Below are 12,768 nucleotides of genomic sequence, written 5' to 3'. Positions count from 1 at the left end.
GGAAAATGGCTGAAACGGATCATGTGGCCGCCGAACGGCGGAAGCACCGGCGCGATGCGGCGATGTGGATTTTGGGCATCCCTATCTTTCTCCTCGCCATCGTAGTCCTCATGCCCAGCGCCGACCGTCGGCCAGTCACCTATGATCCGCCGGAGACGAGTTTCGCCGGGCGCGTGACAGCGCTCGTCGACATCTGCGTCCGAACTAGAGCCTACGGACAGTGGGACGGTGCGCTAGCCAGATCGCGGCCTTCGCTGGAACAATACTGCAGGCAAACCGCCCTGGAAGTGGTTCTTGAACAAATAGAGAAGGAACGCGGCGAGCCGGCCGCCGACTAATTCGCGTAAAATTTTGCGCCCGACTTCACGCCGTCTTCCACCCCCTTTTTGGCGGATTTCCGCCATTTCGAACTCGGACACGGACGTCCGAGTTCGCGCCAGATGGATTGATTTCCTTCGCGGCGCCTGACCGCGCTAAGTCATTGACCTGCCGCATCTTTGTGGCGATTTCCATTTGGCGCGCCGCTCGGCCTTCCCGCCGCCGCCGGGAATGTTTCACGCGAAACCATCTGGCACGGCGAATTTCCGCCCAATGCCCCTAAGTCCCGCCAAATCCTACGAAATCCCGCCTAATCCCGATATTCCCCGCCTCCTCAAACCATCTGGCACAGCACAGAAGGCGTCAAAACCGGCGCCAAAGAAACGCACACCGAAGCAAAAAGCAGCCAAAAGGAAATCCGCGCGCTCCAGAGCCTGAAGCGCGCGGCGGGAGAGGGCAAAATGCCTCACATGATCTTCTTCATAGCGATGATGTTTCTCGCGCTGCTCGCAAGCTGCATCATCGCCTGAGAATTAGTTGCCCTTAAACTGCGCCGGACGCTTCTCGAGGAAGGCGCGTACGCCTTCCTTGAAATCCTCGCCATAGCCCGCAGTGCGCTGAAGCTGCCGCTCGAGATTGAGCTGCTCTTCATAGGTGTTGTCCGTGCTTTCCCAATAGAGCTGGCGGATCATGCCGAGCGTCTTGGTCGGGCCGCTGGCGAGATCGGCGGCGAGCACCTTTGCTTCGTCCATCAGCTCTTCGTCGTCATAGACGCGGTTGACGAGGCCCCACTGCAGCGCAGTTTCCGCAGGCAGTTTCTCGCCCAGCAGCGAGAGTTCCATGGCGCGCGCCTTGCCGACGAGACGTGGCAGGATCCAGGTCGAGCCGCCATCCGGCACAAGGCCGATGCGGCGGAAGGCCTGCAGGAAATAGGACGAGCGCGCGCAGAGCACGAGGTCGCCCATCAGCGCGAAGCTCATGCCAACGCCGGCTGCCGGCCCGTTCACCGCGGTCACGAAAGGCATGTTGAGATTGCGCAGACGCCGCAGGAAAGGATGATACATGGTTTCGAGCGCCGAGCCCGCATCGGGCCGCGCGCCGGAATTGTCGCCGCGCCCCTGCAGATTGGCGCCCGTGCAGAAGCCGCGTCCTTCGCCCGTCATCAACAGGCAGCGGATGCCGTTCTTTGGGTCTTCCACCTGATCCATGGCGAGCATCAGACCGCGGAGCATTTCCGGCGACACAGCATTCATCACTTCCGGGTGATTGAGCGTGAGGATGCCCACGCTCCCTTCGATATCGAGCCTTGCGCGTTCGAAGTCCATTATCTTCTCCCTGTTCCGGTTTTGAATTTTGAGTATCAGGCTTTGAATTCTGGTTCCCGCTTCGTCAGGAAGGATTTGACGCCTTCCGCGAAATTCGGGTGATCGCCGAGCTTGCCTTGCACGTCGCGCTCGTGGTCGAGCTGCGCCGAATAGCTGTTGCCGGCGCCCGCATCGATCGCCTTGCGGATTTCGGCAAAGGCGTTGGTCGGTCCCTTGGCGAGTTTGGTGGCGACAGCGCGGGCTTCGCCCATCAGCGCCTCGTCCTCGACGCATTTCCAGATGAGCCCCCATTCGGCGGCCTGTTCTGCGGAGAGCTTGTCTCCGGTCAGCGCAAGGCCGAGCGCGCGGGCGCGGCCAACGAGTCGCGGCAGCTGCCAGGTGCAGCCGAGATCGGGAATGAGGCCGAGACGCGGTCCGAAAACCTGCACGAAGGAGGCGCTCTTCGCGGCGATCACAATGTCGGCCGCAAGCGCAAGGCCGACGCCGCCGCCTGCCGTGATGCCGTTAACGGCAGCGACGATCGGCTTCTGAAGCGCATAAAGCTCGCGCATCATCGGGTTGAAGCGATAGGTCATGCCATGCGCCACGCCCTGGCCGATGCTCATGTCGCTGCCGCGCGAGCCTTGTTCGGCAAGGTCGGCGCCCGCGCAGAAGCCGCGGCCCGCACCCGTCATCAGCATCACGCGAGCATCCTTGTTGGCGGCGATTGCCGCCACCGTCTCGCGCATTTCGTCGATCAGCTTGGTGTTGATGCTGTTCAGCACGTCCGGGCGATTGAGCGTGACGATTGCGAGGCCGTCCTGAATGTCGAGCGTAAGCGTTTCCATGATCCCTGCTATCTGGCTGCCTGGGTTTACCCGGCCCCGAAAATAGCCTTCGCACCGCCATAGCGAAAGCCCGTGGCGGCGCAAATCGCGGAAGCGAGCCTTCCGCTGCGTCAAAGATCAGGATTGGGCGGGAGGGTTTGTCAGCCCGCGAGTGCCTTGGGCATCTCGGCGCCCGCGTCCTCGGCAATCACACGATTCCGGCCGGCATGCTTGGCCTGATAGAGGCACTGGTCCGCCCGTTCGATGAGCGAGGGCGCGGCATCGTCGGGCCGGAACAGGCTGATGCCCATCGACATGGTCACACGCCCGAGGGACTCGCCGGTTGAGCGCTTCACCAGTTCGCGCGCCTTCACGGTCTCACGGATCTTGTTGGCGATCGTTTCCGCCGTAGCGAGATCGGTTGCCGGCATGATGAGCGCGAATTCCTCGCCGCCGTAGCGCGCCGCAACGTGGCCTTCCGCGGCGCCATTCTTCAGGCAGCTCGCAACGAGACGAAGCACCTGGTCGCCGGTACGGTGGCCGAATGTGTCGTTGAATTTCTTGAAGTGGTCAATGTCGCCGACAACGAGGCAAAGCGGCTTGCCGCTCTGACGCGCACCCGCCATTTCGCGTTCGATGGCTTCGTCGAATGCCTTGCGGTTGGCAATACCCGTAAGGCCGTCGGTTCGCGCTTCCGATTGGGCCTTTTCAAGGTTGTCCTGAAGTTCGTTGAGTTCGCGCTTTGTGGAATGTAAATGCTCTTCAAGTTCGGCACTGCGCTCTTCCATCTTGCGCGACGCGGTGACGATCGCCTCAACGGCTTTCAGCACGTCGCCCGGCGTCGACTGGTTTGAGAGGCCTTCGCTTGCCTGACGAACGCTGGCGCCGAGGGCGGTGGAGTTGCCGACCGTTTCTTCTATGATCCTAAGGATCTGGTCGACTTCCGTATTGAGCTTGGTGCCGGTGTGAAGCGTGACATCGGTCAACTTCTCATCCGAAAAGTAGCGCCGCTGGAGATCAAGCGTCAGGTCGAGATCTACCGGCAGACCGCTCGCAGTCTTTTCATCGATTTCTTTGTTGAGCTCCGGCAGGCGGCCGGACGCATAGCGGAACCACACCGCATAATTGTCGGGGATCGGCGGGATGGCGTTTTCCTGCATCAGCCGGAGGGCCTCCGCGCTCCACTGGCCCGCAAACTCCATGTCTTCAGCCTGCATCACGACTGCAATCCCCCGTATCGGCGCTATCCGTTCGTCGACTGGAATCGACAAGGCCAAGCTAGGCAATTCCGGTTACTTGAGTGTAAATCGAGCCGAAAACGGTTGTTTTTTTCCGGTGGACGGAGCCCGCCGTTGCGGAAATGCCTCGACCTGCCGGAACCGGCCTCAAAGGGGCTCTCAAAGCGGCCGTAGTTATGTATATTTCGTGAAAATCCGGCTCCGTGAGGGCCGGAAGGGCCGTCAAAAATGGCGGCCCGCAGGGCAGGGTAATCAGGCGGCATATTCCCCCAGAGGCGCCGCGCACCAGGAGGTTTCAGATGAGCTTGGCGGAGCAGACATCGCGCGAAGCGGATTCGGCCACGATTTCGGCCTCGATCCGCGCCATTCTCGACAAGCAGAAAGTGGCGCATATCAAGGAAGGCCCGGCCAGTGCCGAGCGCCGCATCGACTGGATCGACAGGGCGATTGCCATTCTGGTCGATAACCAGAAGGAAATCGTCGAAGCAATCGCCTCCGATTTCGGCCATCGCAGCCATGAGCAGACCCTGCTGACAGACGTCATGGGCTCCATCGGGCCGCTCAAGCACGCCAAGAAGCATCTGCGCCAGTGGATGAAGCCGGAAAAGCGGAAAGTGCAGTTCCCGCTGAACCTCCTCGGCGCCAAGGCGCGGGTGGAATATCAGCCGCTCGGCACGGTCGGGATCATCAGCCCCTGGAACTTCCCGGTGAACCTCACCTGGACGCCGCTTGCCGGAGTCTTCGCGGCAGGCAACCGGGCCATGATCAAGCCGTCGGAATTCACGCCCGCGACCTCCGAGCTCATGGCGCGCCTGCTTCATGCGGCTTATGACGAAACCGAAGTCGCGGTCATCACCGGCGGCCCGGCCGTCGGCGAGGCCTTCTCGCGCCAGCCCTTCGACCATCTTCTCTTCACCGGCGCGACCTCCATCGCCTATCACGTCATGCGCGCCGCGGCTGAGAACCTCGTGCCGCTGACGCTGGAGCTCGGCGGCAAATCGCCGGTCATCGTGTCGAAATCGGCGAAGATCGACGATGCGGCCGCCCGCATCATGAACGGTAAGGTGCTGAATGCCGGCCAGATCTGCCTCGCGCCGGACTATGTCTATGTGCCGGAAGGCAAGGTGGACGAATTCGTCTCCGAGGCCACCAAGGCCGTGACGAAGATGCTGCCGACCATGAAGGATAATCCGGACTACACCTCGATCATCAACCAGCGCCACTACGACCGCCTCAATTCCTATATCGAGGATGCGCGGAGCAAGGGTGCGAAGATCGTCGAGATCAACCCGGCGAATGAAGACTTCAGCCAGCAGCAGGCGCACAAGATTCCGCCGACGCTGGTGCTGAACCCGACTGAAGACATGAAGATCATGCAGGACGAGATTTTCGGCCCGCTGCTTCCGGTCAAGACCTACAAGGAAATGGACGAGGCGATCGGCTACGTGAACGCGAAAGATCGTCCGCTCGGGCTCTATTTCTTTGGCGACGATCAGGCCGAGCAGCGCCAGGTGCTCGACCGCACGACGTCGGGCGGCGTAACGCTCAATGACGTCATCATGCATGTCTCGATGGAAGACCTGCCTTTCGGTGGCGTCGGCCCGTCCGGCATGGGCGCCTATCATGGGCTCGACGGCTTCCGCACCTTCAGCCATGCGAAGGCGATCTATACGCAGTCGAAGGCGAAGATGGTCGCCGAGATGTTCCGCCCGCCCTACGGCGCGAAGACGCGGAAGACCCTCGCCAGCATGATCAAGAAATAACCGGCCTCACAGCCAAAAAGAAAAGGCGGCTCGCGAGAGCCGCCTTTTTCATTTCGTAAGATCGGAAGGATCAGGCGTCTTCGGACTCGATTTCGATTTCGTCGTCCGTGTCCTTCGTCTTCTTCGGCAGCTTCACTGCGCGGAGAATGAAGGCAGGGACATGATCGCCAAGACCGACCACGCGATTGTCATCGTCGCGGTCCCGCTCGCGACTGCGATCACCGCTATGGCGGTTCGAGCGGTCGTCGCGCTTCGGCGCTTCGGCGCGGCGGGGCGTCTCTTCCCGCGCGGCGGGGCGTTCAGTTCTTTCGGCAGGCTGCTCGGCCGGTGCTTCGGCAATGGCGTCCAAAGTCTCGACTGCGGTTTCTTCCTTCGCGGCACTGCGTCCGCGTCCGCCGCGGCGCGAGCGGCTGCGTTTTGGCGCTTCCTGCTCTTCGCCCTGTGACTCGGGGGCTTCCGCTTCCGGCGCGTCCGATGCGGGAACATCGGCCTTTGCGGCCGGCTTCGCATCGTCTTCCGGGATCGGATTGCCGATCAGCTTTTCGATGGCGGCGAGATATTTGCCGTCCTCGCGCGTCGCAAGCGTATAGGCGGTGCCGCTCTTGCCGGCGCGCCCCGTGCGGCCGATGCGGTGGACATAGTCTTCGGCATGGGTCGGCACGTCATAGTTGAAGACGTGGCTCACATCGGGAATGTCGAGGCCGCGCGCCGCCACGTCGCTCGCAACGAGGAGGCGGATATCGCCCTTGCGGAAACCGTCCAGCGTCCGCGTCCGCACCGATTGGTCGAGGTCGCCGTGAATGGCGCCCGCGGAAAGGCCTGCCTTCTGCAGCGCGCGTTCGAGCGTCGCCACGTCGCGCTTGCGATTGCAGAAGATGATCGCGTTCTTGACGTTCTCTTTCTCGATAATGCTTTCGAGCTTCGCCCGCTTGCCTTCCTTCGTGGTCTTCACCAGCGCCTGGCGGATCGTCGCATTGGCAGATGAGATACGGGCAACTTCGATACGTTCCGGATTGTGCAGGAAAGTATCCGTGAGGCGCTGGATTTCCGGCGGCATGGTGGCCGAGAAGAAAAGCGTCTGCCGCGTGAAGGGCAGCTTCTTGCAGATTTCCTCGATGTCCGGAATGAAGCCCATATCGAGCATGCGGTCGGCTTCGTCGATCACGAGGATTTGGACGCCCGTCAGCAGCACCTTGCCGCGCGAGCAATGGTCGAGCAGGCGGCCCGGCGTCGCGATAAGAACATCGACACCACGGTCGAGTTTCTTGTCCTGGTCGCCGAAGGAAACGCCGCCGATGAGCAGCGCCATCGAAAGCTTGTTGTACTTGCCGTAGGTCTCGAAATTCTCGGCCACCTGCGCGGCAAGTTCGCGCGTCGGTTCGAGAATGAGAGAGCGCGGCATCCGCGCCCGCGCCCGGCCGCGCGACAGCTTGTCGATCATTGGCAGGGTGAAGGAGGCGGTCTTGCCGGTGCCAGTCTGCGCAATGCCTAGAACGTCGCGGCCCGCAAGCACCTGCGGAATGGCCTGAGCCTGAATGGGGGTAGGGGTCGTATAGCCGCTTTCGGAAACGGCTTTCAGAATCTCCGGCGCAAGGCCGAGTTCGTCGAATGTCATGTAGTTGCCCTGATTACCTTAAATATGCTGCCCGCAAGGCCCACTTTCAGGGCCGTGGACGAACCTGCCGCTCGGAAGCCTGCAGGGTCGGGCAGTCTCAGCGCGTGATATGGCGACCGCGCGAATCCGCATTACGTCGCGCGGACCATACGGCTTATCGACAAATTGTCAATAAAGCCCCGTCCGGCCGAATGGTTTTATCCGGAAAGTGGCGGATAAGGCGCAGTTCTGGCCGCTAAATGTCCAGATCATGCGCAAATTCGGCATGTTCCTGAATGAACTGGAAGCGCATTTCGGGCTTGTTGCCCATCAGCCGGTCGATGGCGCCAGCCGTTGCCTTTGCCTCGTCGTCGGGCACAACCACGCGCAGCAACACGCGCTTGCTGCGCGCCATCGTGGTTTCCTTGAGCTGTGCGGGCATCATCTCGCCAAGGCCCTTGAAGCGGCTGATCTCGACCTTGCCCTTGCCAGTGAATTCGCTTTTCAGAAGCTCGTCCTTGTGTGCGTCGTCACGGGCATAAAGCGTCTTGCCGCCCTGCGTGATCTTGTAGAGCGGCGGCACCGCCATATAGAGGTGCCCGCCGCGAATGAGCCCGGGCAGCTCGCGATAGAAGAAGGTGATGAGGAGCGAGGCGATATGCGCGCCGTCCACGTCGGCATCGGTCATGATGATGACCTTGTCGTAGCGCAAGTCCTCGTCGCGGTAGTGATTGCCGGTGCGCACGCCGAGCGCCTGAATGAGATCGCCGATCTGCTGGTTCTGAGCCATCTTGGAGCCGCTCGCGCTGGCGACGTTCAATATCTTGCCGCGCAGCGGCAGCACGGCCTGGCTTGCGCGGTCACGCGCCTGCTTGGCGGAGCCGCCGGCCGAGTCGCCTTCCACGATGAAGATTTCCGAGCCATCGGCCGCCGACTGCGAACAGTCGGCAAGCTTGCCGGGCAGCCTGAGCTTTCTTGTTGCCGTCTTGCGCGCGACGTCTTTCTCCTGCCGCCGCCGCATGCGTTCGTCCGCGCGGTCGATCACCCAGTCGAGCAGCTTGTTCGCCTGTTGCGGCGCAGCGGTCAGCCAATGGTCGAAATGGTCGCCGATCGCCTTCTCGACAAGCTTCTGCGCCTCGGCACTCGCAAGCTTCTCCTTGGTCTGGCCCTGAAATTCCGGCTCGCGGATGAAGACGGAGAGCATGGCGCCCGCCGTGCCGAGTACGTCATCGGCCTGGACCTGCGCCGCCTTCTTGTTGCCGACCATGTCGCCATAGGATTTGAGCGCCTTGGTGAGCGCCGCACGCAGCCCCGCTTCATGCGTGCCGCCTTCGGAGGTCGGCACCGTGTTGCAATAGGAATTGACGAAACCGTCACCGCCGCCGAACCAGGCAATCGCCCATTCGACCGAGCCGTGGCTCCCCGCGCGCGACACCTTGCCCGTGAAGGGCTCTGCCGTCACCGTGTCATAGCCGTCGATCGAGGCACGCAGATAGTCGGCAATGCCGCCCGGAAAGTGCAGCACGTCGTTGGCCGGCGTCTGGTCCTTCTCGCCGATCAGTTCAGGCGCGCAAGCCCAGCGGATTTCGACGCCGCCGAAGAGATAGGCCTTCGACCGCGCCATCTTGTAGAGGCGCTTGGGAATGAAATGCGCGCCCTTGCCGAAAATCTCGGCATCGGGATGGAACGTCACTTTCGTGCCGCGCCTGTTCTGGATACGACCCTTGTTCTCGAGCTTCGTCTTCGGGGCGCCGCGTTCGTATCGCTGCGTATAGAGCGTCTGGTCGCGCGCGACTTCCACCTCGAAACGGTCCGAAAGCGCATTCACCACGGATATGCCGACGCCGTGGAGGCCGCCCGACGTCGCATAGGCCTTGCCGCCGAATTTGCCGCCCGAGTGGAGCGTGGTGAGGATGACCTCGAGCGCCGACTTGTTCTTGAACTTCGGATGCGGGTCCACGGGAATGCCGCGGCCATTGTCGGCGACGGTGAGGCTGCCATCTTCCGACAGCGTCACCTCGATCCAGTCGGCATGGCCGGCCACCGCCTCGTCCATCGAATTGTCGAGGACTTCGGCAAACAGATGATGCAGCGCCTTCTCGTCCGTGCCGCCGATATACATGCCGGGGCGCCGCCGCACGGGCTCTAGCCCTTCAAGCACCTCGATATCCTTCGCCGAATAACCATCGCCCTTGGCGGCGCTTTTGGGCGCACCCTTGCGAGGCTCGGCGGCCGCCTTCGGGGCGCTCGCGGCAGCAAAGAGATCGTCGGTCGTGTCGTCGGATTTGCGCATCTTGGGAGCGGCCATGAACTCGGAACTTTATGAAGGAGAATCAATAGCGATTGTAGGGCGAGGTGGCGGGAGCGCCAATTGCGCGCCGAGATTTGCCCTTGGGGCCGGATATGCCACATTTGACCGGATTTGTCGTGTTGGAGGGATTCCCTGAAATGACTGCCACCATTGCCTCGCCGCTGACGCTGCCCTGCGGCGCCACGCTGAAGAACCGCATCGCCAAGGGCGCCATGACGGAGGGCCTCGGCGATGCACGGAACCGGGCGACGGAGGCCCATGTGCGCCTCTATCGCCGCTGGGCCGAGGGTGGGGCAGGCATGCTGCTGACCGGCAATGTGCAGATCGACCGCCGCTATATGGAGCGCCCCGGCAATGTCGCGATCGACGGGCCGCAATCGAACGAGGCGATTGCCGCGCTCCGCGACTATGCAAAGGCGGGCACGGCAAACGGCGTCCATCTCTGGATGCAGATTTCCCATGCCGGCCGGCAGACGCCCGCCCTCGTCAACAAGGAACCGGTGGGGCCTTCGGACAAGGCGCTCGACATGCCCGGTGCGCAGTTCGGCAAGCCGCGCGGGCTGACCGGCGCCGAAATTGAGGATGTCATCCGCCGCTTCGCCTTCGCCGCCTCCGTGGCGCGCGACACAGGCTTCACCGGCGTCCAGATCCACGGGGCACACGGCTATCTGGTTTCTTCGTTCCTCTCGCCCGACGTGAACACCCGCACCGACGAATGGGGCGGCAGCCTCGAAAACCGTGCCCGCCTGCTGCTGGAAACAGTGCGCGCCGTGCGCAAGGCGGTCGGCACCGATTTCCCGGTTTCCGTGAAGCTCAATTCGGCGGATTTCCAGCGCGGCGGCTTCAGCCATGAAGATGCGATCCGCGTCGCAAGCTGGCTCAATGCCGAAGGGCTCGACCTGCTGGAGATTTCCGGCGGCACATATGAACAGCCCCGGCTGGTCGGTCTCGACGACATGACGCTCCATCCCGAAAAGGCGGAGACGCGCCGCGAAAGCACCATCGCCCGCGAAGCCTATTTCCTCGAATATGCGAAGGACATTCGTACTGCGACCACCATGCCGCTCATGGTGACGGGCGGCTTCCGCTCCGTGGCGGGCATGAACGCCGCGCTTGCGAGCGGCACCATGGATGTCGTCGGTATTGCCCGTCCGCTCTGCGTCGACCCCGAAATCGCGGACAAGCTTCTCTCCGGCGCAGCGGCGGAAACGCCGGCCTATGAAAAGACGCTCCGCCTCGGGCCGGGCATTCTCGGGCCGCATAGCCCCGTCAATCTCATCAAGGCGATGAATGGCTGGGGCCAGCAGGGCTGGTTCTGCCTGCAGATCCTGCGCATGGGCGAGGGGAAGAACCCCGACCCGAAGATGGGCGTCTTCTCCGCCTTCCGCAATTACGCGAAGAACGAGGCGAAGACAGCCTCTGCGCTTCAGCGCTAGTCGGAGCAGGGCATGGACAGCGTCGAGGGGCACAAGGTCGGCTTCGGCCGGAGGCAGGTTGCAGGCTGGATTATCGGCCCGGCGCTGCTCCTGCTCACTTTCATTGTGCCCCCGCCAGAAGGGCTGAGCGAACTTGGCTGGCGCACGGCAGGCGTCGCTGCACTGATGGCCGCCTGGTGGATCTGCGAGCCGATCCCCATTCCCGCCACCTCGCTTCTGCCGATGGCGCTCTTCCCGTTGCTCGGCATTGTCGAGATGCGCGGCGCCGCCGCGCCTTATGCGCATCCCATCATCTATCTCTTCTTCGGCGGCTTTTTGCTGGCGCTTGCGATGGAGCGCTGGGGGCTCCACAAGCGTATCGCACTCGGTCTGATCGGCTTCATGGGCACGAGGCCGACGCGCATCGTCGCCGGCTTCATGATCGCCTCCGCCTTTCTCAGCATGTGGGTCAGCAACACCGCGACCGCGCTGATGATGCTGCCCATCGCGCTCTCCGTCATCGCGCTGCTCGAGGCGCAGGCGAAGGACGACACGGCGAAGGACCACGCACAGACTTTCTCGCTCGTGCTGCTGCTTGCGGTAGCCTACAGCGCCACCATCGGCGGCCTGGGCACGTTGATTGGTACGCCGCCCAATGCGCTGCTCGCCGCCTTCCTCAACCAGACTTACGGCCTGCGCATCGGTTTTGCCGAATGGATGCTGATTGGTGTGCCCGTCGTGCTCGTTGGCGTGCCGCTCGCCTGGTTCATGATGACGCGGGTGATCTTCCGCGTCGAAGGCATGGAGATAACAGGTGCCCGCGAGGTGATCGCGTCGGAGCGATCGAAACTCGGCGCCTTCTCGAAGCAGGAACGCGCAGTTGCCATCATCTTCGCGTTGACGGCGCTTGGCTGGATCACGCAGCCCTTCCTCGTGCAGGTCTTCCCGCTCATCACCGATACGGGCATCGCGCTGCTCGGCGGGCTCGCGCTTTTCATGACACCGGTGAATATCCGCCGCGGCGAATTCCTGATGAACTGGGGAACCGCGAAGAAAGCGCCCTGGGATGTCTTTCTGCTCTTCGGCGGCGGCCTCAGCCTCGCCAGCGCCATCGAGGCGCATGGCGTCGCCTCATGGCTCGGCACCATGTTCGACGGCGCGGGCGCCATACCGATCATCCTGCTCGTCGCAGCCGTCTGCGCGCTGATCCTCATGCTGACCGAGCTCACCAGCAACACGGCAACGGCCGCAACCTTCCTGCCGGTGATCGCTGCCGTCGCCATCACCATCGGCGAAAATCCGCTGCTGCTGCTGATCCCCGCCGCCATGGCCGCGAATTGCGCCTTCATGCTGCCCGTCGGCACGCCGCCAAATGCCATCGTCTTTGGCAGCGGACGAATATCGCTGCCGCAAATGGCCAAGGCCGGGTGGTGGCTCAACGTCTCATTCGTGCTGCTGATCGTCGCGATGGTCTATGTCCTCGGCCCCATCGTCTTCGGCATCGAACATGGCGTGTTGCCGGACTGGGCATCGCAGCCGCAATCATCCTGATGCTGCAGGCGGAGATTCGCATTGCGGGCAAGAATGAAATTCAAAAGGCGCAACCCCGCTCCAACGGAAGCCCCGGATGATCCTGTCGGGCGTTCCTTGCGGGGTTGCTACTGGATGTGCTGCTCGCACTCGCCCTGGTGAGAAACCGGGCTTGTCTCCAATGCCTTTTTGCCTGCGCGCTCAATCAGTACGGCCTGGGCGTCAAGCTGTCTTTGCGCTGTTTCCTGGCCTATAAGATTTGCTGACCGGCCGCACCTGTGATCCGCGTCAGAGCTTGGCATGTATCAAAAGTCTTCTGGTTCAGTCCCTGCAGAACCGCGTCGGTGGGGTCATCTTCGTAAACCTCCTCCTTCATCAGACATGAAAATGCTACGCCCCAAAACACGGAAAGGTCAACTGGAATAGGCATTTCCCGTAAGTCCATATGAGTCAGTCTTGTTGACCGAA

The 12,768-nt window shown here is 62.4% G+C and carries 9 protein-coding genes; 4 read left to right on the top strand and 5 right to left on the bottom strand.

All coding sequences use genetic code 11. The features are described from left to right. The first annotated feature begins 5 nt into the window (after positions 1-5). Positions 6-338, top strand: a complete 333-nt coding sequence (locus tag ACK4FH_RS13445; RefSeq protein ID WP_409814559.1) for a hypothetical protein — start codon at positions 6-8, stop codon at positions 336-338. A 513-nt stretch (positions 339-851) separates the two neighbouring features. On the opposite strand, the gene ACK4FH_RS13440 is transcribed toward ACK4FH_RS13445, so the two are convergent. From ACK4FH_RS13440 to ACK4FH_RS13430, 3 genes are all read right to left on the bottom strand, one after another. Continuing rightward, a complete protein-coding gene (locus tag ACK4FH_RS13440; protein WP_409814557.1) occupies positions 852-1,643 on the bottom strand; it encodes an enoyl-CoA hydratase/isomerase in 792 nt (263 codons plus the stop codon). Positions 1,644-1,678: 35 nt separating this feature from the next. Then, positions 1,679-2,470: an enoyl-CoA hydratase-related protein gene (locus ACK4FH_RS13435; protein ID WP_409814555.1), complete on the bottom strand. Its 792-nt coding sequence runs from the start codon at positions 2,468-2,470 to the stop codon at positions 1,679-1,681. 140 nt (positions 2,471-2,610) lie between these two features. Next, entirely contained in the window at positions 2,611-3,666 is a 1,056-nt protein-coding gene (locus ACK4FH_RS13430) for a GGDEF domain-containing protein (protein WP_409815313.1), read from the bottom strand. 320 nt (positions 3,667-3,986) lie between these two features. Here ACK4FH_RS13430 and ACK4FH_RS13425 point away from each other — a divergent pair, with 320 nt between their 5' ends. After that, a complete protein-coding gene (locus ACK4FH_RS13425) occupies positions 3,987-5,450 on the top strand; it encodes a coniferyl aldehyde dehydrogenase (protein WP_409814554.1) in 1,464 nt (487 codons plus the stop codon). Positions 5,451-5,520: 70 nt separating this feature from the next. Here the strand turns inward: ACK4FH_RS13425 and ACK4FH_RS13420 are convergent, their stop codons facing one another. Together ACK4FH_RS13420 and parE are read right to left on the bottom strand one after the other, a co-directional pair. After that, positions 5,521-7,065, bottom strand: a complete 1,545-nt coding sequence (locus ACK4FH_RS13420) for a DEAD/DEAH box helicase (protein WP_409814552.1) — start codon at positions 7,063-7,065, stop codon at positions 5,521-5,523. Positions 7,066-7,300: 235 nt separating this feature from the next. Further along, the gene (parE, locus tag ACK4FH_RS13415; protein ID WP_409814551.1) at positions 7,301-9,352 is read right to left on the bottom strand and encodes a DNA topoisomerase IV subunit B; all 2,052 of its coding nucleotides are present in this window, start codon (positions 9,350-9,352) and stop codon (positions 7,301-7,303) included. Positions 9,353-9,492: 140 nt separating this feature from the next. Between parE and ACK4FH_RS13410 the strand changes: the two genes are divergently transcribed. After that, positions 9,493-10,791, top strand: a complete 1,299-nt coding sequence (locus tag ACK4FH_RS13410) for an NADH:flavin oxidoreductase/NADH oxidase family protein (protein ID WP_409814549.1) — start codon at positions 9,493-9,495, stop codon at positions 10,789-10,791. A gap of 12 nt (positions 10,792-10,803) precedes the next feature. Then, the gene (locus ACK4FH_RS13405) at positions 10,804-12,321 is read left to right on the top strand and encodes an SLC13 family permease (protein WP_409814547.1); all 1,518 of its coding nucleotides are present in this window, start codon (positions 10,804-10,806) and stop codon (positions 12,319-12,321) included. Positions 12,322-12,768 lie beyond the last annotated feature (447 nt).

Source organism: Parvibaculum sp. (assembly GCF_046297875.1).
In the GTDB taxonomy this organism is placed as follows: Bacteria; Pseudomonadota; Alphaproteobacteria; order Parvibaculales; family Parvibaculaceae; genus Parvibaculum.
The sequence above is the reverse complement of the archived record's forward strand: the minus strand, read 5'-3'. Positions and strand labels throughout refer to the sequence as shown.

Excerpts from the sequence above, each read along its gene's own strand:
- ACK4FH_RS13445 (WP_409814559.1), top strand. The coding sequence starts at position 6 with ATGGCTGAAACGGATCATGTGGCCGCCGAACGGCGGAAGCACCGGCGC.
- ACK4FH_RS13440 (WP_409814557.1), bottom strand. The coding sequence starts at position 1,643 with ATGGACTTCGAACGCGCAAGGCTCGATATCGAAGGGAGCGTGGGCATC.
- ACK4FH_RS13435 (WP_409814555.1), bottom strand. The coding sequence starts at position 2,470 with ATGGAAACGCTTACGCTCGACATTCAGGACGGCCTCGCAATCGTCACG.
- ACK4FH_RS13430 (WP_409815313.1), bottom strand. The coding sequence starts at position 3,666 with ATGCAGGCTGAAGACATGGAGTTTGCGGGCCAGTGGAGCGCGGAGGCC.
- ACK4FH_RS13425 (WP_409814554.1), top strand. The coding sequence starts at position 3,987 with ATGAGCTTGGCGGAGCAGACATCGCGCGAAGCGGATTCGGCCACGATT.
- ACK4FH_RS13420 (WP_409814552.1), bottom strand. The coding sequence starts at position 7,065 with ATGACATTCGACGAACTCGGCCTTGCGCCGGAGATTCTGAAAGCCGTT.
- parE (WP_409814551.1), bottom strand. The coding sequence starts at position 9,352 with ATGGCCGCTCCCAAGATGCGCAAATCCGACGACACGACCGACGATCTC.
- ACK4FH_RS13410 (WP_409814549.1), top strand. The coding sequence starts at position 9,493 with ATGACTGCCACCATTGCCTCGCCGCTGACGCTGCCCTGCGGCGCCACG.
- ACK4FH_RS13405 (WP_409814547.1), top strand. The coding sequence starts at position 10,804 with ATGGACAGCGTCGAGGGGCACAAGGTCGGCTTCGGCCGGAGGCAGGTT.